The sequence below is a fragment of the Stenotrophomonas sp. Steno-Z4 genome (assembly GCF_056393145.1).
Genome location: NZ_JBWJPC010000003.1, coordinates 201,540 through 228,022, shown reverse-complemented (window position 1 = coordinate 228,022; position 26,483 = coordinate 201,540). Strand labels below are relative to the sequence as shown.

The following is a 26,483-nucleotide window of genomic DNA, read 5'->3' as shown; positions in this document are numbered from 1 at the left end:
GAATGCCCCGGTAGGGCACGACCGTTGGTCGTGCCGCCGGTGAAACCGGTTCCATAATCCCGCATTTTCATTGAATACGTATGCAGGGTGATTCACGCCGAAGGCGCGCTGCCTACCATAGCCACGCAGTCAACGGCCACCGCGCCATGACACCTGCGGCAACGCATCGCCGTTGATCACAACATGAGTTTGGCAACATTGCCTGGGAGGGGAAAATGTTGAATCGCAAGCGCAGCGCGCTGAGTATCGCGCTGGCCGTCGCCCTGACGCCTTCATTGGCGTTGGCGCAGTCCACCACCACCGCACCGCCGGCGGGTAACGCCGCCACCGACCTGGATACCGTCCAGGTCACCGGTATCCGCCGCGGCATCGAAAACGCCATTGCGATCAAACAGGACGCCACCTCGGTGGTCGAGGTGATCTCGGCCGAAGACATCGGCAAGCTCCCGGATGTGAGCATCGCCGAATCGCTGGCCCGCCTGCCCGGCCTGGCCGCCCAGCGCGTGGCCGGCCGTGCGCAGGTGATCAGCGTGCGCGGCCTGTCGCCCGACTTCGCCACCACCCTGCTCAACGGGCGTGAAGTGGTCAGCACCGGCGACAACCGCAGCGTGGAATTCGACCAGTACCCGTCCGAACTGGTCAACGGCGTGACCGTGTACAAGACCCCGGATGCGGCGCTGGTCGGCCAGGGCCTGTCGGGCACCATCGACATGCAGACCGTGCGCCCGCTGGCGTTCGGCGAGCGCGTGATCGCGCTCAGCGGCCGCTACTCGAAGAACTCGCTGGGCAAGGCCGCCAACGTGGACGCGTTCGGCAACCGCTTCAGCGCCAGCTACATCGACCAGTTCGCCGAAGACACCTGGGGCATCGCGCTGGGCTACGCGCACAGCGACAACCCGATCCAGGAAAACCAGGTGGGCCTGTACGAGCCGTGGACCACCGAGCAGACCGACCAGGGCAATCGCCCCGGCGTGGCGCCGGGCACCGCGTTCTCCGACGGCATCAAGGCGCTGCGCCGTACCGGCAACGCCAAGCGTGACGGCTACATGGCCACCGTGCAGTTCCGCCCGTCGAACGTGTGGACCAGCACGCTGGACATGTTCCACACCAAAGCCGAGCAGATCGACACCGCCAACCAGTTCGAGGTCAACCTCAGCAACTACAACGGCGGCTACACCCCGGGCCTGCTGATCACCAATCCGCAGGTGAACGGCAACGGCACCTTCACCGGCGGCACCGCCAGCGGCGTGTACCCGCTGGTGCGCGGCATGTACAACAAGCGCGAAGACAAGATCGACGCGTTCGGCTGGAACAACGAGCTGACCTTCGACAGCTTCAAGCTCACCGCCGATGTGAACTACTCCAAGGCCACCCGCGATGAGCTGAACCTGGAGAACAACCTGCAGCTCACCCCGATGCCGCAGCTGGACACCATCGGGCTGACCATCAATCCGGATGGCTTCTCGCAGATCCGCCCGGGCCTGGACTACTCCAACCCCGAAGCGCTGTACCTGACCAACACCATCTACGGCTCCGGCTACGGCAAGGTGCCGCAGGTGGAAGACCGCCTGAAGGGCGCGCGCCTGCAGGGCACGTTCAACATGCCCGAAGCCCTGTCGTGGTTCCAGGACGTGGACGTGGGCGTCAACTACGCCGACCGCCGCAAGGAAAAGACCCAGGCCGAAGGCAACATCCTGCTCGGCGCGCAGGGCGACGCCAACGTCGCCGGCGACCTGCAGTACGCCCCGGTCAACCTGGGCTTTGCCGGCATCGGCTACATCCCGGCGTGGAACGTGCCGGCCGCGGTCGATCGCTACATGACGTTCAACCCGGTCACCAACCTGGATTACCTGATTCCCAAGTCGTGGGTGGTGCAGGAAAAGACCACCACGGCCTGGGTGCGCGCCAACATCAGCACCGACATCGGTGACGTGGGCGTGCGCGGCAACATCGGTGTGCAGATGATCACCACCGACCAGAGCTCGCAATCGAACTACTTCGACCGCTCGCGCCCGGCCGGCCAGGAAGTGCTGCCGATCGACGAAGGCAAGAAGTACACCGACTGGCTGCCGAGCCTGAACCTGGCCTTCCTGTTCCCGCACCAGCAGACCCTGCGCTTCGCAGTGGCCAAGCAGGTCGCGCGCCCGCGCGTGGACCAGATGCGCGCCGGCCTGGAGTTCGGCGTGGATACGGCCACCGGCAAGCCGGGCGGCAGTGGCGGCAACCCGCTGCTGGATCCGTGGCGCGCCAATGCCATCGACCTGTCGTACGAGAAGTACTTCGGTGAGAAGGCGTATGTGGCGGCGGCGATCTTCTACAAGGACCTGAAGAGCTATGTCTACACCCAGTCGGTGGACGACTACGACTTCAGCGACCTGCTGGCCAGCTACGTCATCCCGCCGGGCATGACCGCCCCGCTGCAGACCACGGGCACCTTCTCCGCACCGCAGAACGGCGAAGGCGGCACCCTGCGTGGCCTGGAGCTGACCGCGTCGTTCCCGCTGGAAATGCTGGCCGAACCGCTGCGTGGCTTCGGCGTGCAGGCCAGCGCGACCTTCAATGACAGCGACATCAAGATCCTGGACCCGGAAAGCGCGTCCAGCGTGGGCACCGATCCGATCAGCCTGCCGGGCCTGTCCGAGCGCGTGTACAACTTCACCGCCTATTACGAGCGCAATGGCTTCGAAGCGCGCGTGAGCCAGCGCCGTCGTTCGGACTTCATCGGTGAAATCGGCAACTTCAACGGCAACCGCACGCTGCGTTACGTGGTGGGTGAGAACGTGACCGACGCGCAGATCAGCTACACCTTCGCCGATGACAGCGCGCTGCACGGCTTGACCCTGCTGCTGCAGGGAAGCAACCTGACCAACGAGCCGTACCGCACCTACGCCGGCACCAAGGATCGCCCGCTGGAGTACATCGAGTGGGGCCGTACCTACATGCTGGGTGTGAACTACAAGTTCTGATCCAGGCGTAGAAGCGAATAAAGAACCCGCTGCGCGAGCAGCGGGTTTTTTCTTCCCGCAAGCCGAGCCCCGTCGCGGCCGGCAGGCTCCTGGCAAAGTAAAGGAGGAGGCCGTCGCCGCAGGGCGACCGCCGGGGGACATTTGCACAGGGGCCTGCCGGCCGCGGCGGGGCCCTCAACGCTCGCGATGAACCTGATCGAAGAAAAAAGGGCGGAACCTTTCGGCTCCGCCCATCAATACCACCGGAAATCGTGAATCAGGCGCGGCGTGCGCAGTACATCGCCTGTGCCGGCAGGTGCAGCGTTGCCCCATCGGCCTGCCCTGCATCCGGGCCCGGCACGTGCAGCGCGTGCCACTGCCCTTCGGGCAACGTCACCTGGGTCGCCTGGGCCGACAGGTTGAACGCCAGCAGCAGCGTCTCATCGCCGTGCGTGCGTTCAAACATCAGCACCGGTTCGGCCGTCTCCAGGAACCGGATGTCGCCCAGCAGCAGCGTCGGCATCGTCCGCCGCCACGCCAGGAACTGGCGGAACGCGTTCAACACCGAGTGCGGATCGTGCTCCTGCACCGCCACTGCACTGGCCTGGTGCTCCTGCGGGATCGGCAGCCACGGCGCACCGCTGGTGAACCCGGCCAGCGGCGCATCCAGCCACGGCATCGGCGTGCGGCACCCGTCGCGGCCCTTGAAGTTCGGCCAGAAGGTGATGCCGTACGGATCCTGCAGCGCCTCGAACGGCACGTCCGCTTCGCCCAGGCCCAGCTCTTCGCCCTGGTACAGACAGATCGAACCGCGCAGCGAACACAGCACCGCCACCAGCAGCCGCGCCAGCCGCGGCTGCGCCGGGTGCCCGCCCCAACGGGTCACCGCGCGCTCCACGTCATGGTTGGAGATCGCCCAGCACGGCCAGCCTTCGGTCATGGTCGCTTCCAGCCGCGACACGGTGTCGCGGATGTAGGCCGCGCTGTAATCCTTGACCAGCAGCTCGAAGCTGTAGCCCATGTGCAGGCGACCCGGCGCGGTGTACTCGGCCGTGGTCGCCAGCGAATCCTCGGCGGAGATCTCGCCCAGGCTGACCGCGCCCGGGTACTCGTCCAGCAGCCCGCGCAGGCGCTCGATGAACGGCAGGTTCTCCGGCTGGGTGTTGTTGTAGTAGTGGTACTGGTAGGCGTACGGATTGTCGGTGCTGAAGCCCCGGCCCAGGCGCTTTTCCAGCGGCTTGGCCGGGTTGTCGCGCAGCTGCTTGTCGTGGAAGCAGAAGTTGATCGAATCCAGGCGGAAGCCATCCACGCCGCGGTCCAGCCAGAACCGCACGTAGTCCAGGGTGGCCTGCTGCACGGCCGGATTGTGGAAGTCCAGGTCCGGCTGGTCGGCCAGGAAATTGTGCAGGAAGTACTGCTCGCGGCGCGGCTCCCACTGCCAGGCCACGCCACCGAAGATGGACATCCAGTTGTTCGGCGGGGTGCCGTCCTCGCGCGGGTCGGCCCACACGTACCAGTCCGCCTTGGGATTGGTGCGGTCCTGGCGGCTCTCGCGGAACCAGGCGTGCTCGATCGAGGTGTGGCTGAACACCTGGTCGATCATCACCTTCAGGCCCAGCGCGTGCGCCTTGGCCAGCAACCGGTCGAAATCGGCCAGGGTGCCGAACAGCGGATCCACATCGCGGTGGTCGGCGATGTCGTAGCCGAAGTCGGCCATGGGCGAGGTGAAGAACGGCGAAATCCAGATCGCGTCCACCCCCAGCGAGGCCACGTAGTCCAGCCGTTCGATGATGCCGGGCAGGTCGCCCACGCCATCACCGTTGGCATCCAGGAAACTGCGCGGGTAAATCTGATAGATGACGGCACCGCGCCACCATGGAGTCTGCGTCATCGAGGGCCCCCCTCCGGGCTTCCAGGGCGCCCTCCCACGGGCGCCAGAACGTACCCGACAAGCTTAGCGGCGCACCCTCGGCGGTGGCGCCGCTTGCATACGTATTCACGCCCTGCCCGGCCCCCGGAACGCCTTCGCGGGCGGAATACGTCCGCACCGCCTATAATTCCGCCCAAGCCTGAAAGTCAGACCGCATGACCATCACCGAAGACACCCGCCCCGCGCTTGGCCTGCCCCAGATCCAGTCGCTCGCCGCGCCCGACATGGCCGCCGTGGATGCGCTGATTCGCCGCCGACTGTCCTCGGATGTCGTGCTGATCAACCAGATCGCCGACCACATCATCTCCGCCGGCGGCAAGCGTCTGCGGCCGATGCTGGTCATGCTGGCCGGCCACGCGGTCGGCCAGGCCGGCCCGGAGCACCACCAGCTGGCGGCGATCATCGAGTTCATCCACACCTCGACCCTGCTGCACGACGACGTGGTGGACGAATCCAGCCTGCGGCGCGGCCGCAGCACCGCCAATGCGCTGTGGGGCAACGCCCCGAGCGTGCTGGTCGGCGACTTCCTGTACTCGCGCAGCTTCCAGCTGATGGTTGAACTGGACCGCATGCCGGTCATGCAGATCCTGGCCGATACCACCAACCGCATCGCCGAAGGCGAAGTGCTGCAGCTGCTGCACGTGCATAACCCGGATACCGACGAGGCCGCCTACCTGCGCGTGATCGAGCGCAAGACCGCGGTGCTGTTCGCTGCCGGTACCCGGCTGGGGGCACTGGCCAGCGGCGTGCACGAGGCGACCCAGCAGGCGCTGTACGACTACGGCATGCACCTGGGCTACGCCTTCCAGATCGCCGACGACGTGCTGGATTACTCGGCCAATGCGGACGAGCTGGGCAAGAACCTGGGCGACGACCTGGCCGAAGGCAAGGCGACCCTGCCGCTGATCCACGCCATGGCCCATTCCGACGCCACCACCCGCGAGCGTCTGCGCGCGATCGTGCAGAACGGCGATGCGGATGCGATGCCGGAGGTGCTGGCCGCCATCCACGCCACCGGCGGGCTGGAATACAGCCGCCGCCGCGCCGAGGAATACGCCGACGCCGCCGAGCGCGCGCTCGACGGCCTGGCCGACAACGATGCGGTCGCCGCCCTGCGCGGCCTGGCCCGTTACGCGGTACAGCGTTCGCATTGATCCCCGCGGGTGATGACCAACGGTCGTCACTACCGTGCTGCCGCGCGTTGATCGGGGCGCGACGACCAACGGTCGTCGCCTACCGGGCCGCGGCGCGTTGATCGGGGCGCGACGACCAACGGTCGTCGCCTACCGGGCCGCGGCGCGTTGATCGGGGCGCGACGACCGACGGTCGTCGCCTGCCAGGGTAGCGCCCGACCGTTGGTCGGGCGGCGCCGCAACGCGGCGTGCGTCAGCGCTTGTCGAACAACCCGTCGAAGAACGTATCCAGGCTCTTCCACGCCCGCTTCGCCGCCCGCTCGTTGTACAGGCAGCCTGGCGGGTTGTTGGCATCGGATTCGGCGAAGCAGTGCACCGCACCGCTGTAGTTGGTGAACTCCCAATCGACCTTGGCCGCGTTCATCTCCTGCTCGAAGCTGGCGATGTCGTCCTTGCTGACGCCCTTGTCGTCGGCGCCATTGAGCACCAGCACCGACGGATGAGTACCGCCGGCCTTGGCCGGCAACGGCGAGCCCAGCCCGCCGTGCAGGCTGACCACACCGGCCAGCGGCGCCCCGGCACGGGCCAGCTCCAGCACCGTGGTGCCGCCGAAGCAGAACCCGACCGCGCCGATCTTCGTGGCATCCAGCGGCGCGTTGCCGGCCTGGGCCTTGAGCACTTCCAGCGCCTTCAGCGCGCGGGCGCGCAGCACCGGGCGGTCATTGCGCAGCTTGGTCGCCACCGGGCCGGCTTCCGCGTCGGTCTTCGGGCGCACGCCCTTGCCGTACACGTCGGCGACCAGCACCACGTAATCGTCGCCGGCCAGCTGCTTGGCCTTGGCGATGGCCGACTCGTTCACGCCCTTCCAGTTCGGCACCATCACCAGGCCGGGGCGCTTGTCGTTGTCTTCGTCGTCGTAGACCAGCACCCCGCTGAAGGTAGTGCCTTCGTGCTTCCACTCCACCGGCTTGGCCTGCATCGCCGCCAGGGCCGGCAATGCCGTCATGCCGAGTACCAGTGCCGCACCCCACTGCCATTGCTGCTTCATGCGCCTGCTCCTTCCGGGAAAGAGCCCAGAGTGTATGTCGGGACATGTGACGGGCCGCAGGTGGCGGGTGGTTACGTGGCGGGGGGTCGCGTGGCGAGTGGTCAAACGGCGGGTGGTCGCTCGGCGCGGGTCAAACGGCGGGCGGTCGCTCGGCGCGGGTCAAACGGTGGGCGGTCGCTCGGCGCGGGTCAAACGGTGGGCGGTCGCGCGGCGGGTGGTAGAGCCGACTGTTAGTCGGCTGCGCCGTTGGCGCTATGTCAGGGTGGGCCGCGAAGAGCATCGGACTAACAGTCCGCTCTACCGTCCGGCTGCGCCGTTGGCGCTATGCCAGGGTGGGCCGCGAAGAGCAGCGGACTAACAGTCCGCTCTACCGTCCCGCTGCGCCGTTGGCGCTATGCCAGGGTGGGCCGCGAAGAGCAGCGGACTGACAGTCCGCTCTACCTTCGGCTGCGCCGTTGGCGCTTTGCCAGGGTGGGCCGCGAAGAGCAGCGGACTAACAGTCCGCTCTACCGTCCGCTCTACCGTCCGCTGCGCCTTTGGCGAAATGTCAGGCGATGCCGATGCCCGGGATCGCGGTGATCTGGTCCGGGTCGAACCCGGCCAGCTCGGCGAAATGGCGGCCGCGGGCGACGTAATCGCGGTACACGCCGTAGCTCGGTGCGCCCGGGGACATCAACACCACCCCACCCTGTTCGCCGAGCGCCGTGCGGGCGAGGCGCACCGCCTCCTCCAGGTCGCGGGCGGCATGCAGACCGAACCTCCCTGCATCAGCCAGCGGCTGCAGCAACGCATGGATGCGCGGGCCGTTGGCGCCCATGGTGACGATCTCCACCGGCGGCACGTCGTGCGCCATGTGGTCCACGAAATCGTGCCAGTCCAGCCCCCGGTCATGCCCGCCCACCAGCAGCGCGATGCGCTGGCCGGCGAAGCATTCCAGCGCCGCCAGGCTGGCGTGCGGGGTGGTGCTGATCGAATCGTTGACGAAGCGCAGCCCGTCGCGGATGCCGATGGTCTGCAGGCGGTTGGGCAGCGGCCGGAAATCCTGCACGGCAGGCGCCAGCGCCACCGCATCCAGGCCCAGCGCTTCGATCGCCGCCAGCACCGCGCACAGGTTGCCGCGGTTGTGCCGGCCCGGCAGCGGCGTGTTCGCGGTATCGAACACCCGCTGCTCGCCGCGATACACCCACTCGCCGCGCATGTGCCAGCCCTGCGGCTGGTTGAACCACACTACTTCGCTGTCCGGCAGCGAGAGCGCGGCCAGGTGCGGGTCGGCCGCGTTGAGCACCGCGATACGCGGTGCCGCGCCGGTCACCAGCGCCAGCTTGTCCTGGATGTAGCGCGCTTCGCTGCCATGCCAGTCCAGGTGCTCGGGAAACAGGTTCAGCACTACCGCCACCTGCGGATGCGCGCCACTGCGCGCCACCTCGCCGGTCTGGTAGCTGGACAGCTCCACCGCCCAGTACGCCGGCGCCGGCTGCGGGTCCAGCACCTCCAGCAGCGGCAGGCCGATGTTGCCGACCAGGCCGGTGCGCGCGCCGGAGGCGCGCAGCAGATGCGCCAGCAACGCGGTGGTGGTGCTCTTGCCCTTGGTGCCGGTCACGCACACGGTGTCGCGCACGGTGCCTTCGGCATCGGCATGCTCGGCAAACCAAAGCGAGGTTCCGCCGATGAACTGCGTGCCTTGCGCCGCCGCCAACACCGCGGCTTCCCCGTAGGGGCTGATCCCCGGCGACTTGATCACCACCTCGAAGGCGGCCAGGGATTCACCGTTGACATCCGACCGCACCTGCAGCGCATTGCCGGCCTCGGCCCGCGCAGCGGCAGCCTCGGCCTCGGGGCAGAACAGGGTCAGGGCTAGCGCCGGCAGGCGCTGGCGCAGGACGGCGAATGCCGCACGCCCCTCACGCCCCCAGCCCCACAGCGCTACGCGCTTGCCTTCAAGCTGCGAAATTCGCACGCAGGCGCTCCCAGATCGCCGCCGGAATCCGGTGCTCGCCTTCCAGCACCAGCAACGGTTCGATCTGCAGTTCGGCGCCGTCCAGCTGCGGCTGGATCTCCTGGATGAAACGCTTCACCAGCGCATCCTCGTTCCATTCCGGACGTGCCGCCAGGGTGGCCATCGCCGCACGCGATTCGCGGCCTTCGCCCACGCATTCGAACGGTTTGTGGTCCTGGAATTCCAGCAGCGCGTCGAAGCCGCCGGCCTGCTCCATGTCGTCCAGCAGGTTGCGGCCGAAGATGCGCACCAGCCGGGTCTTGGGCATGAACGGGGCCAGCGCCAGGAACACGAAGTGGCACTTCGGGCAGACCCCGCACCAGCGGTTCACCGGGCGCTCGCCCAGGATGTGGAAGTTGCGGTTGCAGCTGGAGAAATGCGCGTCGTAGAAATCGGTCCTGGCGAACTGGCGCGCCACGGCCAGCTCCGACAGCGGGCGCAGCAGCGAGTAGTAGTGCAGGTCCGCCGCCACGTGCTTCTCAAGGTGTTCGCCAAAGGCCTGCTCGAAGGCCCAGCCCTTGGACCACTGGTGGTTCACTTCACCGGTACCCGGAATCTGGCTGCCGTAGCTGGCCGAACGCTCGTTGGAGAACACGACCTGGTCCACGCCCTGCAGCAGCGCGGCCAGCACCATGATCGCCGAGTTCACGGCAGTGACCGGGATATGCCCGTTCCACGCGCCCTGGCGGTTGAGCTCGAACAGCTCGGGGGCCAGCGTGCGGCCGATGTTGAGCATCGGCAGGCCGGTGCGTTCGGCGCAGGCACGGATCAGCTGCGAACCGCCAATCCAGGTCACCGTTTCGGCGATGCCCAGCGTGCGCAGCGCTTCAATGCTGACCAGCGAATCCTTGCCGCCGCCGATGGCCACCAGTGCATGCTCGCGCAGGCCCACCGCCGGCGCGTTGAACGCCTCGCCGTCCACCGGCAGGCGGAACCGCCCGCGCAGGTTCAGCCCGTTGCGGTAGGCGAACTCGCCCAGCCCGTTGAGGTACACCGTTTCCACCAGCGCGGCGGTATCGGCATCGATGCTGTAGCTGTCGATCCGCACCTGCTCCGGCACCGCAGCCTTGTAATAGCTGACGCCCGCGAACAGGTGCAGCAGGCGCAGCGCCCGCTGCACGGCCTCGGCGCGGGCAGCGTCCAGCACGAACGGCGCGCCGGGAATGCTGACCGTCTCGACCAGCTCCGGACCATTGTCGAAGGCGTAGACCAGCTGCGCCACGCCGGTATCCGCGGCGAGGTCGCAGCGGACGAAGCGGAAGCAGGCAACCTGGTGTTTATCGAAAGCAGTCATGGCGTATCCGGTGAGGCAATAAGGGAAACCAACGGGAGGCGCTCAGGGCACATCGTCGATGATGTCCTCGCGCGGCAGCTCGCGCTGGTTGTAGGTGTTGGCCATGACGTACCCGTAGGCACCGGCATCGGCGATCAGCATCACATCGTCCGGCGCGGTGGATACCGGCAGCCGGCGGCGCTTGCCGAACACATCGCTGGATTCGCAGATCGGCCCGACCACGTCGAACAGTGCCTCGGCATACCCGCCCAGCCGGCTGAGGTTCTCGATGTCGTGCCAAGCGTCGTACAGCGCCGGGCGCATCAGGGTGTTCATGCCCGCATCCAGGCCCACGCGGCGGATGCCGTCCTTCTCCACCACCTGGGTGGCGGTAGTGAGCAGCACGCCCGATTCGGCCACCAGGTAGCGGCCCGGTTCAATCGCCAGGCGGAACGCCGGGTGCACCGCCTTGACCTCGGCCAGGCCGACGGCCCAGGCGTCCAGGTCGAACGGTTCATCGTCATCGCTGTAGGGAATGGGCAACCCGCCGCCGATATCGATGGTTTCCACGCTGCCGATCCGGCGCGCGAACCCGGCCAGTTCGTCGCACATCAGGCGCCAGTGCTGCGCCGTTTCCACGCCGCTGCCCAGGTGGGCGTGCAGGCCGACCACGCGGGTGCCGAGGTCTTCGGCCAGGCGCACGAACTCGTCCACGCGGGCGATCGGCAGGCCGAACTTGGAGTCCTTGCCGCCGGTACGGACCTTGGCGTGGTGGCCTTCGCCGCGGCCCAGGTCCACGCGCAGCCAGAGCTCGCGGTTGCGGAACAGGTCCGGCCACCGCTGCAGCGCTTCCACGTTGTCCACGGTGACGGTCACGCCAAGCGCGAACGCCGCTTCATATTCGGTGCGCGGCGCGAAGCTGGGGGTGAACAGCACCCGGCGCGGCGACAGCGTCGGCAGCACGTTGAACACATGCTTCAGTTCACCGTGTGACACGCACTCCAGGCCAAAGCCTTCCTGCTCCAGCAGCTCCAGGATGGCCGGGTGGCTGTTGGCCTTGATCGCGTAATACCGCTGGTCGATCGGCCTGATCGCGGCCAGCGCGCGGGCGCGGGCGCGCACCGTGGCCAGGTTGTACACATAGCGCGGCGTACCGGCCTGGGCCAGGTGCAGCAGGTGCTCGCGCTGGCCCCGCCACCACGCGGTTTCGCGCGGGCGGATGGTGCCGGCGATCTCGCGCCAGCGCGGGCCGAACACCTCGCCCTCTTCCACCGGCATCGCGCCGCTGTCGATCAGCTCGGCATGCAGGATCGGCAGCAGGCCGTCGGCGTCGGCTTCATCGATGACGAAGGTCAGGTTGAGGTCATTGGACGACTGCGAAATCATGTGCACGCGCTCGCGCCCGAAGGTCGCCCACACGTCCGACAACTTGTGCAGCAGCGAACGCATGCCGCGGCCGACCAGGGTGATCGCCGCGCACGGCACGATGATCTTGACCTTGCAGATCTGCGACAGGTCGGCCGACAGCGCGGCCAGCACATCGGTATTGACCAGGTTTTCGGACGGGTCCAGCGACACCGTGACGTTGGTTTCGGCCGAACCGATCAGGTCCACCGACAGTCCGTGCTTCTTGAACAGCCCGAACACGTCGGCCAGGAAGCCGACCTGTTGCCACATGCCGATGCCTTCCATCGACACCAGCACGATGCCGTTGCGGCGGCTGATCGCCTTCACCCCCGGCACCGGTGCGGCATTGCCGTCGATGCTGGTGCCCGGCAGTTCCGGGCGTTCGGTGTCCAGGATCGCCATCGGCACGCCGGCATCGCGGCACGGCTTGATCGAACGCGGGTGCAGCACTTTGGCGCCGGTGGTGGCGATTTCCTGTGCTTCGTAATAATCCAGGCGGGTCAGCAGGCGCGCATCGGGTACGTCCTTCGGGTTGGCGCTGAACATGCCCGGCACGTCGGTCCAGATTTCCACGCGGCTGGCGCCCAGCAGCGCGCCAAAGTAGGCGGCAGAGGTATCCGAGCCGCCGCGGCCGAGGATGGCGGTACCGCCATCGGCGTGGCGCGAGATGAAGCCCTGGGTGATCAGCATGCGGGTCGGCTGGGCGCGGAACGCCGCAGCCCACTCGGCATCCGAACGCCACTGGCAGTTCACCGACAGGCGCTGCGACCAGTCGCTCTGGTTGGGCTGCGGCGGCAGCGCCTGCAGCCACTCACGGGCGTCCATCCAGCCGAAATCCAGGCCGCTGGCGCGCAGGTAGGCCGCGCCGATGGTGGAGGACAGCAGTTCGCCCTGGCCCAGCACGTCGGCCTGCCACTCCAGCGGGCGGGCGGCCGCGCGCGGCTCGTCCAGAAGGCCCTGCAGCGCGGCCAGGCGCACATCCAGCGCACTGGCGTCGAGCTCGAGCTCGGCCAGGAACTCGCGGTGGCGGGCCACCAGCGCATCCACGCGGGCGCGGCTGTCGGCGGCGCCATCGGCGATCGCGGTCAGTTCATTGGTCACCCCGGACAGGGCCGACACCACCACCAGCACGCGCGCACCGGTTTCTTCCGCACGTTTTTTCGCCAGCTTCCCGATCGTGTCCCAACGGTGACGACGCGACACGGAGGTGCCGCCGAACTTCAGTACGATCCAGCGATCGACAAGGGGGGAAGCTGACATGGAGGTAAGAATGGGTAGGTAGTGGGGGGGTCGACCCGGCACGCCGGGCCGAACCTCTGATTCTATGCCAAGCCACGCCCCGGCAGGGCTTGTTAAGCTGCCCGACCGTTCCGCCAGACCGATCCGCCATGACCGCCCGCCGTTTCCTGCAGCTTGACGTGTTTTCCCCTTATCCCGGCGCCGGCAACCCGCTGGCCGTGGTGCTGGACGCGGAGGGCCTGGACGACGCGCGCATGCAGGCCATCGCCCGCTGGACCCGCCTGCCGGAAACCACGTTCGTTTTTGCCCCACAGGTGCCGGGCGCCAGCTACCGCATCCGCATGTTCAGCCCGCAGAAGGAAGTGCCGTTCGCCGGCCACCCCAGCGTGGGCACCGCGCACGCGGTGCTGGACGCCGGCCTGGCCGCGCCGGTCGACGGCGTCCTGGTCCAGGACGGCATCGCCGGCGCCCTGCCGCTGCGGGTGGTAGGCGAAGGGGCCGCGCGCAGCATCGCCATCCGCACCCCGCGCGCGGCGGTCGCCGAGGTGACCACGGCGGACGATCCGCGCCTGCAGGCGGCGCTGGCCGGCTGGACACTGGGCGGACTGCCGCCGGCACGCATGTCCGGCGGGCGCAGCTGGTGGGTGGTGGAACTGGCCGATGAAGCCACGTTGCGCGCCCTGTCACCGGACTGGGACGCGGTGGCTGCGCTGGCCGAAAGCACCGACAGCATGGGCGTGTTCGCGTATGCGCGGAGCTCGGCAGACGATTACCAGCTGGCCGTGCGCGCGTTCGTGGGCAACGGCCGGCGGTTCGAGGATGCCGCTTCAGGCGCGGCCAATGCGGTGTTGGCTGCGTGGCTGGACAGCCGCAACGCCCTGCCCGGCGTGGACGGGAGTTATGTCGTCAGCCAAGGCCGCGAGGTCGGCCACGATGCACGACTGACCCTGCATGTGGATGCGGAGGGCGAAGTCTGGTCCGGCGGCCAGGTGCAGACGGTCATCCAGGGCACGATCATCTGGTAGGGACACGCCACGCGTGTCCTGCGTGGAATCCGGGCCTACGTGGGACACGCATGGCGTGTCTCTACGGGTCACCCCAGGGTGCCGACTTTGCGTCGGCACCCTGAACATTTCAGCCAGCCAGCTCGGCTTCCATGCTGATCGGCACCGCGCTCAGCGCCTTGGATACCGGGCAGTTCTGCTTGGCATCATCGGCAATGGCACGGAACTGGGCCGCGTCGATGTTGGGGACCACCGCTTTGACCGTGAGCGTGATCTGCGACAGCTGCGGGCCACCTTCCATCGACAGGTCGACCTTGGCTTCAGTGTCCAGCGAGGTGGGCACGAAACCGGCCTCGGTGAGCTTGGCCGACAGCGCCATGGTGAAGCAGCCGGCGTGCGCGGCGGCGATCAGTTCTTCCGGGTTGGTGCCCTTCTCATCGCCGAAGCGGCTGCTGAAGGCATAGCGGGTTTTGTCCAGCAGGCCGCTCTGCGGCGTGCTCAATTGTCCCTTGCCTGTCTTGAGGTCACCTTCCCAGTGCGCAGTGGCGTGACGCGAAATGCCCATCGTTGGATCCTTAGTGGGTGAATGGCAGCACCAGCGTAGACCGGCAGGCGTTAGCACCGTGTCTGGCCGTACCGGCCTGCGGCTTCCGGCCGCAGCCGCCCGCCCCCTTGCCAGGCATGCGTGAGCCTGGCCTCGTTGCAAAGTGCTGTTTTCAAGGCATTTCCGCACAATCCCTGCCCGCCCGCCTGGCCCGGCAAACCGCTTCCACCCCGCCGAACGGACCGTTTTTTTGGGCATGTCCTGATGCACTGCAGTAACCGCAAACGCAGAAAAGCCGAATATTTATGCGTTTGCCTATTGGCGGCGCCGCATTGTTGCCCTACATTTCGCTTGCCGATGGGTTCGGCGCGACCACACAACCAACCGATCACGGAACAGGAAACCATGGCAAAGACCGCTAAGAAGGCTGCCCCGAAGAAGGCAGTGAAGAAAGTCGCTACGAAGGCCGCCGCAAAGCCGGCAGCTCCGAAGCCGATCAAGGAAGTGCTGACCAAGTCCGGCCTGGTTGCACACATCGTCGAAGCCTCTGGCGTTGTCGCCAAGGACGTCCGCGCTGTGCTGGCCTCGCTGGAAACCGCCGTGGCTTCCTCGGTGCACAAGAAGGGCGCAGGCAGCTTCACCCTGCCGGGCCTGCTGAAGATCACCACCGTCAGCGTCGCGGCCAAGCCGAAGCGCAAGGGCATCAACCCGTTCACCAAGGAAGAGCAGTGGTTCGCCGCCAAGCCGGCCACCACCAAGCTGAAGGTGCGTCCGCTCAAGAAGCTCAAGGACGCCGCGCTGTAATCTGCGCGCTTCCTGCAGCACCCGAACGGGACGGCCTTGGCCGTCCCGTTCTTTTTTGGGGGCTCTCACGCGCAGCGAAACACAGCGTTGCCAAACCCTGCCTGCGCCCGGCAGGATCGCGCAGAGCCAGCCGCCACGGCCCTCGCGGCCACTACGTGCAACCCCGGAACGTACAAGGTGGAACACTGCGTGCGGCCGCGCCTGTCGTCCGGCCCGCCGGCCACGCCTAAGGTGGACCCACTCCCCCACAGTGCAGCGCCATGGCCAGCCCCTCGCAACGCTATCGCATCACCATCACCCCGATCGAAAAGGACGGGCTGCAGTGCAGCGGACGCTGCACCATCGAACTGGAACATCGCGCGCAGCAGGACTGGATGCGCCTGCTGGAGGTCGCCCGCCGGCAGACCGGGCTCGCCGGTGACGAGCGCGCCGCAGCCATCGTCGCGACCCAGCTGCTGCAGGACCTGGCCGCGCGCTACGCCGAACAGCCCGCGCATCCACTCACAACCCTGCAGCCGCAGCTGGGTCAGGTGCTCGACGCCCTGGATGCAATCCAACGCGCGCCCTGAAGGTGGTTACACTCACCCTTCCTCTGGGGAGAGTGAATCATGCGTCGAGCCTTGATCCTGTTACCGCTGCTGCTGGGAAGCTGTTCCTGCCAGCGCGATGCTGAGCCTGAGCACGCGCTGGCGGCCAGCGCCTCGGCGCCGGCCCCGGCGCCCATTGATGTCAGCGCAGCCGCGTCGCAGGGGATGACGGCCACAACCCCGCCGGCCCTCAGCGCGGTGGCACCCGACGCGCCGAGTGAGTCGATCACGGTTCGCAACTACATCTATGCCCTGCTGGGCAAGGACCGCAGCGCGTCCGATGCCTACTGGACGGGCGGACGAACCTCGTCGCGCCCGGACGATGCCGTGCTGCGCTCGATCCCGCAGCTGCGCAGCCTGCGCGTGGATACCGAAAGCCCCATCGCCCGCGACACCGCGCAGCCCTCGCGCCTGCGCGAGGTACCTGTGCGCGTCCGTGCCATCACCGCTGATGGCACGTTCAGATACGAGGGCTGGTACCGGCTGCAACCGCGCCCGGATGGGAGCGGCTGGGAAATCCTGAGCGCTTCATTGCAGCCCAGCCTGCAGTGACACGCCGACCAGAGCGCTGCGCTCCGGGGGAGGCACCATCGGTCCGGGTGTCCACGCTCATGAAGCGCTGATTCAGGCCGACGCGCTATGGTGTCACCACCTCCCTGCCGCGCCTGCCGATCATGACGCTACGCCCCCTGTTGACCCGCTTCGCCGCCTGCACCGTCCTCATTGCTGCCGCCGTCGCCGCACAGGCCGCGCCGAGCATTTCCGGCCGCGAACTGTCTGTCGGTGCCACGGATGTCCAGCAGTATCTGGACGGCAGCTTCCCGCGCACCCAGGACGCTCTCGGTGGCCTGATCGCGATGACCATGAGCCACCCCAAGCTGACCCTCCCGCAGGGCAACCGCCTCGACCTGGGCTTTGACGTGGCGCTGGCGACTGCCGGCGGTGCGCCCGCGCCACTTGGCAAGGTCAAGTTGAGCAGCGGCCTGCGCTACGACGCGCAGACCCAAGGTTTCCACCTGGACCAGCCGACCGTGGACGACTTCACCCCCGCCAACAACGGCGGCAGGCTCGACTCGCGCACCCGCGAGCTGCTGAACGCGTTCCTGGTCGATTACGCCCGCCGTGAGCCGATCTACAAGATCGACCCGACGGTCGGCGCGATGCTTGGCGCGCTGCAGGTGCAGTCGGCCCAGGTGCAGAACGGCAAGCTGGTGGTCACCTTCAACCAGGACCTCGGCACGCTGGTCCCCGCTGGCGTCCTCGGCCGGTAAACCGGACCCTGCCCGGCTGGCGTGGAACCGGGCACGGCCCGGCTCCACCCCTTCGTTCATCCAACCAGCGCCTTCGCCACGGCCTCGGAAAACGCCGGAATATCGTCCGGCTTCCGGCTGGTGATCACCCCGTTGTCCACCACCACTTCCGCATCGGTCCACTGCGCGCCGGCATTGGCGAGATCGCTTTTCAGCGACGGCCACGAGGTCACGTTGCGACCCTTGGCCAAGCCGGATTCCACCAGCAGCCAGGGGCCGTGGCAGATCGCCGCGACCGGCTTGCCGGCCGCCGCAAACGCCTTGATGAACGCCACTGCCGGCGCCTGGGTGCGCAGCTTGTCGGGGTTGATCACCCCGCCCGGCAGCACCAGCGCGTCGTAGCTGGCGGCGTCGGCGCCTTCCAGCGACTGGTCCACCGGCACGCTGTCGCCCCAGTCCTTGTCCTTCCAACCCCGGATCTGGCTGGCGTCACCCGGTGCGATGACCGAGACCTTGGCGCCCCAGGATTCCAGCAGGCGCTTGGGTTCCTGCAGCTCGGACTGTTCGAATCCATCGGTGGCGAGCAGGGCGACGCGCTTGCCGTTGAGATCATGTGCCATGTGGGGGCTCCTTCGAAAAGTGAGCCCCTACCATGCAGATCCGCGCATTGGCGGAGAGTGACTGGCATGTGGACGTAGCGTGGCCGGTGGGTACCGACCGTTGGTAGGTACGCAATGTCACCCGACCAACGGTCGGGTGCTACCGCGGTAAAGCGCCTGCGGGCGCTTTACCGCTTGGGCTGCAACATCGTCCCGGTGCACTTCTTCGAGCCGCAGCGGCATTCCCAGATCTTCTTCAACCGTGCGGTGTGACGCTCGGCCAGGGTGATGCCGTAGTTGTAGGTCAGCTCGTCGCCCGGCTTGATGTCCTTGATCGCCTCGATGAACACCTTGTCCTCGCGGCGGTTGTCGCCCTCCGCTTCCTCGATCACGGCCTCGCAGTTGGGGTCGCAGCTGTGATTCAGCCAGCGCGCATCGTTGCCCTTGTAGTTGGCATCGATGACGTAATCGTCGTTCAGGGTGAACAGGAAGGTGTGACCGCTCTCCACATCCCCGGTATCATCGGCATCCACATCGGCGTGGCTGCGCAGCAGCCCCTTGTACTGGATCACCCGCTCGCCCTTCTTGAGCGGCGCCAGCGCGAACACGCCATTGCCGTGAATGGTCGACTTGCGGGCTTGGATCTTCTTGGGCATGTGGCTGGCCATTACGTTGGGATGGTCGATTCTCGCTTAATCTTTGTGATTGCCCAACCACGTCTGCACCGCGCCCCTGCTGGCGCCCCGCGTCGAGCAGCTGAACAGGACGGGTTGGATGCCCGGGCATAAAAGCGTACAATTTCAGTCCGCTTTATGGTTCTGCCCTCCCCATGCTCCGCGTCACCAAGCTTACCGATTACGCCACCGTCGTCCTGACCGTCCTTGCCGCTCGCCCGGGCGAGGTCCTCAGTGCGACCGAACTGGCCGAATTCGCCAGCCTCGAACCGCCCACCGTCAGCAAGCTGCTCAAGCCCCTGGCCCAGGCCGGGCTGGTGGAAGGCCTGCGCGGCGTGCGCGGCGGCTACCGGCTGACCCGCCGCCCCGACCAGATCAGCCTGTTCGAGGTCGTCGAAGCCATGGAAGGCCCGTTGGGCCTGACCGAGTGCGCGCACGACCACAGCCAGTGCGGACGCGAGCTGCAGTGCGGCGCGCGCAGCAGCTGGCGGATGATCAACGACGTGGTGTCCGACGCACTGCGCAAGGTCACCCTGGCGCAGATCCTGCCCCCTCTTCCCCTTGTTGACGCCCCCCGCCGCGTGATCGCGGCGGATGTCGTCTCCTGATCCACAGGCAGCCCCCATGGCCACCGATATCCTCGACACCGTCGCCCCCGGCGACACCCCCAACCGCGAGATCCACGAGCAGCTCGGCCGCAAGTATTCGGCCGGCTTCATCACGGACATCGAATCGGATTCGCTGCCGCCCGGCCTGGACGAGGACACCATCCGTGCCCTGTCGGCCAAGAAGGACGAGCCGGAATGGATGACGCAGTGGCGCCTGGACGCCTACCGCCACTTCCTGACCATGCCGATGCCGAACTGGGCCAAGCTGCAGATCGCCGCGATCGACCTGCAGGCGCTCAGCTACTACTCCGCGCCCAAGGGCCCGAAGTACGCCTCGCTGGATGAGGTGCCCAAGGAACTGCTGGACACCTACGACAAGCTGGGCGTGCCGCTGCACGAGCGCGCCAAGCTGGCAGGCGTGGCCGTGGACGCAGTGTTCGACTCGGTCTCGGTCGGCACCACCTTCCGCAAGGAACTGGCCGAAAAAGGCGTGATCTTCTGCTCCATGTCCGAAGCCATCAAGGAACACCCGGAACTGGTGAAGCAGTACCTGGGCAGCGTGGTGCCGGTGGGCGACAACTACTTCGCCGCGCTGAACTCGGCGGTGTTCTCCGATGGCAGCTTCGTGTTCATCCCCAAGGGCGTGCGCTGCCCCATGGAACTGAGCACCTACTTCCGCATCAACGCCGGCCATACCGGCCAGTTCGAGCGCACCCTGATCATCTGCGAGGACAAGGCGTACGTGTCCTACCTGGAAGGCTGCACCGCGCCGATGCGCGATGAGAACCAGCTGCACGCCGCGGTGGTCGAACTGGTGGCGCTGGAAGACGCCGAGATCAAGTATTCGACCGTGCAGAACTGGTACCCGGGCGACGAGAACGGCGTGGGCGGCATCTACAACTTCGTCACCAAGCGTGCCGAATGCCGAGGCGCGCGCAGCAAGGTCACCTGGACCCAGGTCGAAACCGGTTCGGCGATCACCTGGAAGTACCCGTCCTGCGTGCTGCTGGGCGATGACTCGGTGGGCGAGTTCCACTCCGTGGCGCTGACCCACCACCGCCAGCAGGCCGACACCGGCACCAAGATGATCCACATCGGCAAGCGCACCAAGAGCAAGATCGTCAGTAAGGGCATCAGCGCCGGCCGTGGCCAGAACACCTACCGTGGCCTGGTCAAGGTGGACCGCAATGCCGATGGCGCGCGCAACTACACCCAGTGCGATTCGCTGCTGATCGGCAAGACCTCCTGCGCGCACACCTTCCCGTACATCGAGGTGAAGAACCCGAGCGCGACGGTGGAGCACGAAGCCACCACGTCGAAGATTTCCGATGACCAGATGTTCTATTGCCGCGCGCGTGGCATCGACCAGGAAAACGCGGTCTCGATGATCGTGGATGGCTTCTGCAAGCAGGTGTTCCGCGAGCTGCCGATGGAGTTCGCGGTGGAAGCCAAGAAGCTGTTGGAAGTCTCCCTTGAAGGTTCCGTGGGCTGACCGGTCGCGCCTTCGTTTGATTTTTTTGCCACGCATGGCGTGGCACTACTGGATTCGTATCATGCTGAAGATTGACAACCTCCACGCCCGCATCGGCGACAAGGAAATCCTCAAGGGCCTGTCGCTGGACGTGAAGCCGGGCCAGGTGCACGCCATCATGGGCCCCAACGGCGCGGGCAAGTCCACGCTGGGCAACGTGCTGGCCGGCCGCGAAGGCTATGACGTCAGCGAAGGCGGCGTGCAGTTCGAAGGCCGCGACCTGCTGGAGCTGGCGCCGGAAGAACGCGCCGCCGCCGGCCTGTTCCTGGCCTTCCAGTACCCGGTGGAAATCCCCGGCGTGAACAACACCTACTTCCTGCGCGCCGCGCTCAACGCCCAGCGCAAGGCGCGCGGCGAGGAAGAGCTCGATTCCATGCAGTTCCTCAAGCTGGTGCGCCAGAAGCTGGCCGTGCTGCACCTGAAGGATGAGCTGCTGCACCGTGGCGTCAACGAAGGCTTCTCCGGTGGCGAGAAGAAGCGCAACGAGATCTTCCAGCTGGCCGTGCTCGAGCCGAAGCTGGCGATCCTGGACGAGACCGACAGCGGCCTGGACATCGACGCGCTCAAGAGCGTGGCCGACGGCGTCAATGCGCTGCGCTCGCCGGACCGTTCCTTCCTGGTCATCACCCACTACCAGCGCCTGCTCGATTACATCAAGCCGGACGTGGTGCACGTGTTGGCTGACGGCAAGATCGTGCAGAGCGGCGGCCCCGAACTGGCCCTGGAACTGGAAGCCCATGGCTACCACTTCCTGAAGGACCGCGTGGTGCCGGAGGCAGCGGTCTGATGAGCGCCCTGCTCGATTCCCTCGCCGCCGGCTTCTGCGGCAGCGACGCCCGCCGCGCCGAGCTCGACGCCGCCCTGCAGGCCGGCCTGCCCGGCCCGCGCAGCGAAGCCTGGAAATACACCTCGCTGCGCCAGCTCGAACGCCGTTCCTTCCAGCCCGCGCCGCTGGCCGCGCCCGAGATCGACCCTGCCCTGCTGGCCGACATTCCGTCGCCGCGGCTGGTGTTCGTCAACGGCCGCCCGTCCGCCGCGCACAGCGATGTGTCGGCGCTGCCGGCCGGCGTGCAGGTGCAGACCCTGTCCTCGGCGCTGGCTGCCGGCGAGGAAGCCCTGCGCTTCCTGGGCCGCCGCTTCGAGCGCAGCGAAGAAGTCTTCGCCCGCCTCAACGCCGCCCTCGCCGACGAAGGCGTGCTGGTGCGCGTGGACGACGGCGTGCAGGTTGAAGCCCCGCTGCAGCTGGTCTTCATCAGCGCCGCCGGTGGCAGCGACCTGGCCTGGCATCACCGCCATCTGATCGAACTGCGCGCCGGCGCCGCGCTCGGCGTGGTCGAGCATCACCTGGATGCCGGCGACGCCGCGCATTTGGGCAACACCCTGGTGCACGTGCACCTGGCCCAGGACGCCGTGCTCTCGCACGCCCGCGTGCAGGCCGATGGCAGCCGCGCCACCGCCCTGCTGCGCACCGATGCCGTGCTGGCCCGCAACGCGCAGTACCGCCGCGTGGACCTGGAGCTGGGCGCCGCGCTCAGCCGCCACGAACTCAACGTGCGCCTGGAAGGCGACAACGCCCAGCTGACCGCCAACGGCGTGCTGCTCGGCAACGGCCGCCGCCATGTCGATACCCGCCTGGGCATCGAACACATCGCGCGCGATACCGCCTCGGAAATGGTGTGGCGCGGCGTGGCCGCCAACCGCAGCCGCGTGGTCTTCCACGGCGGCATCCACATCCGTGCCGGCGCCGATGGCACCGACGCCAACCTCTCCAACAAGAACCTGCTGCTCTCGGCCGACGCCGAAATCGATACCCAGCCCACGCTGGTGATCGACGCCGATGAGGTGAAGGCCGCACACGGCGCCACCGTCGGCCAGCTCGATGCCAACGCCCTGTTCTACCTGCGCTCGCGCGGCCTGCCGGCCCAGCAGGCGCAGCAGCTGCTCAGCGCCGCGTTCTGCCACGAGCCGCTGAACGTACTCGACGCGCGCCTGACCGAACAGCTGCGCCGCCAGCTGGACCTCGCGCTGGCCAAGGCAGGCGTGGCATGAACCTCTCCACCCCGCGCCCGGTGGCCGACACGGCCGCCGCTCCCGACTGGGACCGCGTGCGCCTGGACTTCCCGCTGCTGATGCGGGAAGTGCACGGCAAGCCGCTGGTGTACTTCGACAACGCCAACACCGGCCAGAAGCCGGTGCAGGTGATCGGCGCGGTGGATGAGTTCTACCGCCGCTACAACGCCAACGTCAGCCGCGCCGTGCACGCGCTGGGCACCGAGGCCACCGACGCCTACGAAGGCGCACGCAGCAAGCTGGCGCGCTTCCTCAACGTGCGCGCCAGCGAACTCATCCTGTGCAGCGGCACCACCTTCGCCATCAACCTGGTGGCCTATTCGTGGGCCCTGCCGCGGCTGAAGGCCGGCGATGTCATCCTCGTCTCGCGCATGGAACACCACGCCAACATCGTGCCGTGGCAACTGGTCGCCCAGCGCACCGGCGCCACCATCCGTGTGGCCGAGATCACGCCGGAGGGTGCGCTGGACCTGGACGCCCTGCGCAAGGCCATGACTCCCGAGGTCAAGCTGCTTGCCGTGGCCCACGTCTCCAACGTGCTGGGCACGGTCAACCCGATGCGCGAGATCTGCCGGGAAGCGCGCAAGCGCGGCATCATCACCGTGGTGGACGGCTCACAGGCCGTGCCGCACCGCAAGGTCGACATTGCCGCCATCGGCTGCGATTTCTACGCCATCACCGGCCACAAGATGTGCGGTCCTACCGGCACCGGCGCACTGTGGGCGAAGCGCGAGCATCTCGATGCCATGCCGCCGTTCCTCGGTGGCGGCGAGATGATCAAGGAAGTGAGCTTCGAAGGCACCGTGTTCAACGACGCCCCGCACAAGTTCGAGGCCGGCACCCCCAACATCGCCGGCTTCATCGGCCTCGGCGTGGCGGTGGACTACCTCGAATCACTCGGTCTGGAACACGTGGAAGCGCGTGAAAGCGAGCTGCTGGCGCACTTCACCGAAGAACTGAACAAGATCGACGGCCTGCGTATCTTCGGCACCACCCCGGACAAGGCGGCAGTGGTTTCTTTCCTGATCGAAGGCGCGCATGCGCACGACCTGGCCACCCTGCTGGATCTGGAAGGCGTCGCCATCCGCTCCGGCCAGCACTGCGCGCACCCGCTGCTGCAGTACTACGGCGTGGCGGCCACCTGCCGCGCGTCTCTCGCGTTCTACAACACGCATGCGGAGATCGAGCGGTTCATTGCGGCGTTGAACAAGGTGCGCAAGTTGCTGGGCTGACGCCTGCCTCCTACGCTGACAACAAGACGCCGCGGACAACCGCGGCGTTTTGCATGGCGCGGACCCTTTACATCGAGCCGGTAGCGCACGACCGTTGGTCGTGCGCCACATACGTAAACCTTCGAAGCTCAATGCCCTCCAAGCCGCGCGCATTCACCTTTATGATTGGCTGAGCGCCATTCAGCTGAGCTACGGACGGGATGCAGATTCAACGAGTTCCTTGATCAATGAATCGACACCCAAAGAATCCGCAGCTCCATAGGCAACCGCAGTACTGGTCTTGCCACGCACGAACACCGTAAGAAAATAGCACTCACCATCGTCCATCTCACCTCCCGTGTGCTGCTTCGGCAACTCAGCCGCGTCGGCATACAAGCTGATGAGATGTCGACCGAGCGGTGTGGCCCCCAGGTCACGCTCAGGCCCGAAACTACTCTTCATCAGAGTGCCATCCACACGAACGTAACCATAGTTCGGGAACCCAGCACTCCCGATCTCAAGGAGCACGGCACCGGAATTACGCGCAGAACGGTCGGACAACTCTACCCGGTGCACGCGCGTCTCTTCCCAGTGTCGAATGCATCTCCTGAATTCAGGAACGAAAGCGTTCGAAGAGTGAGAACCGCTGACCAAGCCTGCATAGTTGGCAACCTCTGCAGCTGGCGCGCGACCCATCGAAAACATCAGGGCGATGCAGGTAGCGAGAGGAGCAATAGAACTGAAAACGTGCTTCCAATTCATGACTTAGTGTCCAAGCCGTGACCGGTCAACAGCGAACCCTTACCTCGACACTGGAGGTGAGCGTGAGTGATGCGTAGCCTGGAAGTTCAGCGAGCACAGTGTATACCTCCAAGAAGGAGAGAAAGCCACCTCGCACGAACAGAATGAACTCGACTCCAAAACCATCTGCCCCTGTAGCCGACAGACCCTCAATCTCAAAGTCCGCCTCACCTGAAAGCGGGATCGCGTCGTCCCCCAGAATAAAGTCGACGTACACGCCCACTCGACTTTCCGTTCGCACAGTAGCAATGACGCGGCCCAATTGAGCACTGAGTTCTTCCGGTATACCCTCAGCCTCAAGCAGATACTTGATTGCCGCTTGTTCCAGATCGGGAATATCAGAGAGCTTCATCAACGCTGCCCTCAATTGCAGCTGCCGCTGGCGACACTTTCATGCGCCGCGACGTTCGCACATCGGACAGTCCGGTGAGGCCCGAGCATAGACCACCGTCTTCGAAGACCAAGACACGACACGAGTACCCGTCGTGGCGATCCATCTCGTCTTCGGATCTGACCAGTTCCTTTGCAAGCGCAAGCGCCTGAGCCATATGTCCTTCCTCAAAGAGGCGAACCCCGATCATGAATTTTTGATGGACCTTTCTCATTGGTCGTCCCTGACTATCACAGCGGCGCAAGCAGCCCATCAATGTAGGTACCGAGACCGACCACATCGTCTGCATCACCGATGAAATCGTCGTCCATCATCTTCCTGACTTCCGCCACCCCGCCCAACCTGTCCACCACGGATCGCATGAAGTCCAATTTTCCCAGGAACAGTGTCGTATCCTGATCCAGTCGAATGATCCATTGCTGGTCGAGAGAGAAGACATAGTGGTCGCGCAGGAAACTGTAATTCTCATCCCAGTACGTGCGAATGGATTCCATATCCGGCTTGATGTGGACGCCGCTCAACAGATCAGAGGCGTTCCTGTATCTGACTGCACCGAGTCCCGAAGGATACCCGGCCGCCTGGTTGTGCACCGCCATCCAGCATTCCCACACGTTATCCGGTGCCAGATCCTCATAGGAAGTTCGGTCAAAGGCCATTCCAGCCCAGCCCTGGATCGCGAAGGGCAGATCAGGGGGCATCGTCGGCAATACGATGGACTCGATGAAGTTCAGCCAAGCAGCCGTCGGGGAGAGCCAAAGGGCTTCCGGGAAGTGATAAGCCATTCCGTCCAAGGTCATCGGTCGGGCTCTAGGTTAAGGTCTGGCGGCACCCCTGCTCCCTGGATCACCACGCTGAACTGTTCTTCGGCATTGTATCCATAGCAGTCCACGAGTATCACGACCCCAGCAGCTTCAGAGTGGAACAGGGCCGAATCACCAGTGGAGGCCGCAACCGCCACCATGGAGGTGACGGCAAACCCGCTCACGGGCGCGAATCCAAGATAGTCCTTCTCATGAAAGCCAATCTCGCCCTCAAGGGGACCCAGCCTGCGCTCGACGCAGCGCATGATCCTGAGTGCTTCGGCCAGGCCGACATAGGCTCGAACGAGACCCGGGGCATCGCGAATATCCTGCGGCCACACAATGTCCCGGTCAAATGACCTGGGCCGGAAGTCCTCGATACGCAGGCTACATGAGGCCGCTTCATTGATAGCCTGGACCAGAGCAGCGCCGTGGCGTAGCCGCAGATGCGCACGCTCCCTCTCATCGGCCAGCAACATTCGCCGCTTACGCACCTCATCCCAGCTTTTTCTCTCCACGCGTAGCGTCCTCGAATCAAGCTGATGTGACATCAACGTAGAGCGAGGTCAATAAGCCACCGGTCGCTGCTTGTTCAGAGTGTAACTAGAAGTCGGCTACTCCACCCTCTGCATCACATT

General features: G+C 66.3%; 24 protein-coding genes. 12 read left to right on the top strand and 12 right to left on the bottom strand.

The window, feature by feature from the left end; translation table 11 throughout:
- Positions 1–215 precede the first annotated feature (215 nt).
- A complete protein-coding gene (locus AC06E7_RS09875) occupies positions 216–2,966 on the top strand; it encodes a TonB-dependent receptor (protein ID WP_478064392.1) in 2,751 nt (916 codons plus the stop codon).
- Positions 2,967–3,222: 256 nt separating this feature from the next.
- Here the strand turns inward: AC06E7_RS09875 and AC06E7_RS09870 are convergent, their stop codons facing one another.
- On the bottom strand, positions 3,223–4,836 hold the full coding sequence (locus AC06E7_RS09870; protein WP_478064391.1) for an alpha-glucosidase family protein: 1,614 nt from the start codon (positions 4,834–4,836) through the stop codon (positions 3,223–3,225).
- A 194-nt stretch (positions 4,837–5,030) separates the two neighbouring features.
- Between AC06E7_RS09870 and AC06E7_RS09865 the strand changes: the two genes are divergently transcribed.
- Positions 5,031–6,029 carry a polyprenyl synthetase family protein gene (locus AC06E7_RS09865; protein ID WP_478064389.1) on the top strand — a complete coding sequence of 333 codons (999 nt, stop codon included), beginning with the start codon at positions 5,031–5,033 and terminating at the stop codon, positions 6,027–6,029.
- Between the two features lie 232 nt (positions 6,030–6,261).
- Here the strand turns inward: AC06E7_RS09865 and AC06E7_RS09860 are convergent, their stop codons facing one another.
- The 4 genes from AC06E7_RS09860 to AC06E7_RS09845 form a co-directional block, all read right to left on the bottom strand.
- Positions 6,262–7,056: a dienelactone hydrolase family protein gene (locus AC06E7_RS09860; RefSeq protein WP_478064387.1), complete on the bottom strand. Its 795-nt coding sequence runs from the start codon at positions 7,054–7,056 to the stop codon at positions 6,262–6,264.
- A gap of 547 nt (positions 7,057–7,603) precedes the next feature.
- The gene (gene murD, locus AC06E7_RS09855) at positions 7,604–9,013 is read right to left on the bottom strand and encodes a UDP-N-acetylmuramoyl-L-alanine--D-glutamate ligase (RefSeq protein ID WP_478064385.1); all 1,410 of its coding nucleotides are present in this window, start codon (positions 9,011–9,013) and stop codon (positions 7,604–7,606) included.
- Complete coding sequence (gene murL, locus AC06E7_RS09850) at positions 8,994–10,346, bottom strand: UDP-N-acetyl-alpha-D-muramoyl-L-alanyl-L-glutamate epimerase (RefSeq protein ID WP_478064384.1); 1,353 nt, start codon at positions 10,344–10,346, stop codon at positions 8,994–8,996. The genes murD and murL overlap by 20 nt, the downstream gene beginning before the upstream one ends.
- A gap of 42 nt (positions 10,347–10,388) precedes the next feature.
- Positions 10,389–12,992 (bottom strand): bifunctional aspartate kinase/diaminopimelate decarboxylase, encoded by a 2,604-nt coding sequence (locus AC06E7_RS09845; protein WP_068849933.1) that lies wholly within the window; start codon positions 12,990–12,992, stop codon positions 10,389–10,391.
- A 128-nt stretch (positions 12,993–13,120) separates the two neighbouring features.
- Here AC06E7_RS09845 and AC06E7_RS09840 point away from each other — a divergent pair, with 128 nt between their 5' ends.
- The gene (locus tag AC06E7_RS09840; RefSeq protein ID WP_478064382.1) at positions 13,121–13,996 is read left to right on the top strand and encodes a PhzF family phenazine biosynthesis protein; all 876 of its coding nucleotides are present in this window, start codon (positions 13,121–13,123) and stop codon (positions 13,994–13,996) included.
- 109 nt (positions 13,997–14,105) lie between these two features.
- Here the strand turns inward: AC06E7_RS09840 and AC06E7_RS09835 are convergent, their stop codons facing one another.
- Positions 14,106–14,540, bottom strand: a complete 435-nt coding sequence (locus AC06E7_RS09835) for an OsmC family protein (protein WP_068849927.1) — start codon at positions 14,538–14,540, stop codon at positions 14,106–14,108.
- A gap of 384 nt (positions 14,541–14,924) precedes the next feature.
- On the opposite strand from AC06E7_RS09835, the gene AC06E7_RS09830 reads away from it, so the two are divergent.
- From AC06E7_RS09830 to AC06E7_RS09815, 4 genes are all read left to right on the top strand, one after another.
- Positions 14,925–15,323 (top strand): HU family DNA-binding protein, encoded by a 399-nt coding sequence (locus AC06E7_RS09830; RefSeq protein WP_068854576.1) that lies wholly within the window; start codon positions 14,925–14,927, stop codon positions 15,321–15,323.
- A gap of 260 nt (positions 15,324–15,583) precedes the next feature.
- Positions 15,584–15,892, top strand: coding sequence for a DUF3861 family protein (locus tag AC06E7_RS09825; protein WP_068849924.1), 309 nt, complete (start codon positions 15,584–15,586; stop codon positions 15,890–15,892).
- Between the two features lie 39 nt (positions 15,893–15,931).
- A complete protein-coding gene (locus AC06E7_RS09820; protein WP_478064381.1) occupies positions 15,932–16,462 on the top strand; it encodes a hypothetical protein in 531 nt (176 codons plus the stop codon).
- Between the two features lie 122 nt (positions 16,463–16,584).
- Positions 16,585–17,181 (top strand): YceB family lipoprotein, encoded by a 597-nt coding sequence (locus AC06E7_RS09815; RefSeq protein ID WP_449325059.1) that lies wholly within the window; start codon positions 16,585–16,587, stop codon positions 17,179–17,181.
- 56 nt (positions 17,182–17,237) lie between these two features.
- Here AC06E7_RS09815 and AC06E7_RS09810 read toward each other — a convergent pair whose 3' ends face one another.
- The gene (locus tag AC06E7_RS09810) at positions 17,238–17,780 is read right to left on the bottom strand and encodes a type 1 glutamine amidotransferase domain-containing protein (RefSeq protein WP_449325060.1); all 543 of its coding nucleotides are present in this window, start codon (positions 17,778–17,780) and stop codon (positions 17,238–17,240) included.
- A gap of 167 nt (positions 17,781–17,947) precedes the next feature.
- Positions 17,948–18,415, bottom strand: a complete 468-nt coding sequence (locus AC06E7_RS09805; protein ID WP_068854575.1) for an SET domain-containing protein — start codon at positions 18,413–18,415, stop codon at positions 17,948–17,950.
- Between the two features lie 173 nt (positions 18,416–18,588).
- Here AC06E7_RS09805 and AC06E7_RS09800 point away from each other — a divergent pair, with 173 nt between their 5' ends.
- From AC06E7_RS09800 to AC06E7_RS09780, 5 genes are all read left to right on the top strand, one after another.
- A complete protein-coding gene (locus AC06E7_RS09800; protein WP_068849911.1) occupies positions 18,589–19,041 on the top strand; it encodes an SUF system Fe-S cluster assembly regulator in 453 nt (150 codons plus the stop codon).
- A 16-nt stretch (positions 19,042–19,057) separates the two neighbouring features.
- Entirely contained in the window at positions 19,058–20,533 is a 1,476-nt protein-coding gene (sufB, locus tag AC06E7_RS09795; protein ID WP_478064378.1) for a Fe-S cluster assembly protein SufB, read from the top strand.
- A gap of 61 nt (positions 20,534–20,594) precedes the next feature.
- On the top strand, positions 20,595–21,359 hold the full coding sequence (sufC, locus tag AC06E7_RS09790; protein ID WP_068854574.1) for a Fe-S cluster assembly ATPase SufC: 765 nt from the start codon (positions 20,595–20,597) through the stop codon (positions 21,357–21,359).
- Positions 21,359–22,621, top strand: coding sequence for a Fe-S cluster assembly protein SufD (sufD, locus tag AC06E7_RS09785; protein ID WP_478064376.1), 1,263 nt, complete (start codon positions 21,359–21,361; stop codon positions 22,619–22,621). Before sufC ends, sufD begins: the two co-directional genes overlap by 1 nt.
- On the top strand, positions 22,618–23,874 hold the full coding sequence (locus tag AC06E7_RS09780; RefSeq protein WP_478064374.1) for a cysteine desulfurase: 1,257 nt from the start codon (positions 22,618–22,620) through the stop codon (positions 23,872–23,874). The genes sufD and AC06E7_RS09780 overlap by 4 nt, the downstream gene beginning before the upstream one ends.
- 189 nt (positions 23,875–24,063) lie before the next feature.
- On the opposite strand, the gene AC06E7_RS09775 is transcribed toward AC06E7_RS09780, so the two are convergent.
- From AC06E7_RS09775 to AC06E7_RS09760, 4 genes are all read right to left on the bottom strand, one after another.
- Positions 24,064–24,615, bottom strand: a complete 552-nt coding sequence (locus AC06E7_RS09775; protein ID WP_478064373.1) for a hypothetical protein — start codon at positions 24,613–24,615, stop codon at positions 24,064–24,066.
- Between the two features lie 25 nt (positions 24,616–24,640).
- Positions 24,641–25,006 (bottom strand): hypothetical protein, encoded by a 366-nt coding sequence (locus AC06E7_RS09770; protein ID WP_478064372.1) that lies wholly within the window; start codon positions 25,004–25,006, stop codon positions 24,641–24,643.
- 269 nt (positions 25,007–25,275) lie between these two features.
- On the bottom strand, positions 25,276–25,827 hold the full coding sequence (locus AC06E7_RS09765) for a hypothetical protein (protein ID WP_478064371.1): 552 nt from the start codon (positions 25,825–25,827) through the stop codon (positions 25,276–25,278).
- Positions 25,828–25,838: 11 nt separating this feature from the next.
- Complete coding sequence (locus AC06E7_RS09760) at positions 25,839–26,324, bottom strand: hypothetical protein (protein WP_478064369.1); 486 nt, start codon at positions 26,322–26,324, stop codon at positions 25,839–25,841.
- Positions 26,325–26,483: the final 159 nt, after the last annotated feature.

Bases quoted from the DNA above. Each gene is read 5' to 3' on its own strand.
- AC06E7_RS09875 (WP_478064392.1), top strand. From the start codon at position 216: ATGTTGAATCGCAAGCGCAGCGCGCTGAGTATCGCGCTGGCCGTCGCC.
- AC06E7_RS09870 (WP_478064391.1), bottom strand. From the start codon at position 4,836: ATGACGCAGACTCCATGGTGGCGCGGTGCCGTCATCTATCAGATTTAC.
- AC06E7_RS09865 (WP_478064389.1), top strand. From the start codon at position 5,031: ATGACCATCACCGAAGACACCCGCCCCGCGCTTGGCCTGCCCCAGATC.
- AC06E7_RS09860 (WP_478064387.1), bottom strand. From the start codon at position 7,056: ATGAAGCAGCAATGGCAGTGGGGTGCGGCACTGGTACTCGGCATGACG.
- murL (WP_478064384.1), bottom strand. From the start codon at position 10,346: ATGACTGCTTTCGATAAACACCAGGTTGCCTGCTTCCGCTTCGTCCGC.
- AC06E7_RS09845 (WP_068849933.1), bottom strand. From the start codon at position 12,992: ATGTCAGCTTCCCCCCTTGTCGATCGCTGGATCGTACTGAAGTTCGGC.
- AC06E7_RS09840 (WP_478064382.1), top strand. From the start codon at position 13,121: ATGACCGCCCGCCGTTTCCTGCAGCTTGACGTGTTTTCCCCTTATCCC.
- AC06E7_RS09835 (WP_068849927.1), bottom strand. From the start codon at position 14,540: ATGGGCATTTCGCGTCACGCCACTGCGCACTGGGAAGGTGACCTCAAG.
- AC06E7_RS09830 (WP_068854576.1), top strand. From the start codon at position 14,925: ATGGCAAAGACCGCTAAGAAGGCTGCCCCGAAGAAGGCAGTGAAGAAA.
- AC06E7_RS09825 (WP_068849924.1), top strand. From the start codon at position 15,584: ATGGCCAGCCCCTCGCAACGCTATCGCATCACCATCACCCCGATCGAA.
- AC06E7_RS09820 (WP_478064381.1), top strand. From the start codon at position 15,932: ATGCGTCGAGCCTTGATCCTGTTACCGCTGCTGCTGGGAAGCTGTTCC.
- AC06E7_RS09815 (WP_449325059.1), top strand. From the start codon at position 16,585: ATGACGCTACGCCCCCTGTTGACCCGCTTCGCCGCCTGCACCGTCCTC.
- AC06E7_RS09810 (WP_449325060.1), bottom strand. From the start codon at position 17,780: ATGGCACATGATCTCAACGGCAAGCGCGTCGCCCTGCTCGCCACCGAT.
- AC06E7_RS09805 (WP_068854575.1), bottom strand. From the start codon at position 18,415: ATGCCCAAGAAGATCCAAGCCCGCAAGTCGACCATTCACGGCAATGGC.
- AC06E7_RS09800 (WP_068849911.1), top strand. From the start codon at position 18,589: ATGCTCCGCGTCACCAAGCTTACCGATTACGCCACCGTCGTCCTGACC.
- sufB (WP_478064378.1), top strand. From the start codon at position 19,058: ATGGCCACCGATATCCTCGACACCGTCGCCCCCGGCGACACCCCCAAC.
- sufC (WP_068854574.1), top strand. From the start codon at position 20,595: ATGCTGAAGATTGACAACCTCCACGCCCGCATCGGCGACAAGGAAATC.
- sufD (WP_478064376.1), top strand. From the start codon at position 21,359: ATGAGCGCCCTGCTCGATTCCCTCGCCGCCGGCTTCTGCGGCAGCGAC.
- AC06E7_RS09780 (WP_478064374.1), top strand. From the start codon at position 22,618: ATGAACCTCTCCACCCCGCGCCCGGTGGCCGACACGGCCGCCGCTCCC.
- AC06E7_RS09775 (WP_478064373.1), bottom strand. From the start codon at position 24,615: ATGAATTGGAAGCACGTTTTCAGTTCTATTGCTCCTCTCGCTACCTGC.
- AC06E7_RS09770 (WP_478064372.1), bottom strand. From the start codon at position 25,006: ATGAAGCTCTCTGATATTCCCGATCTGGAACAAGCGGCAATCAAGTAT.
- AC06E7_RS09765 (WP_478064371.1), bottom strand. From the start codon at position 25,827: ATGGCTTATCACTTCCCGGAAGCCCTTTGGCTCTCCCCGACGGCTGCT.
- AC06E7_RS09760 (WP_478064369.1), bottom strand. From the start codon at position 26,324: ATGTTGCTGGCCGATGAGAGGGAGCGTGCGCATCTGCGGCTACGCCAC.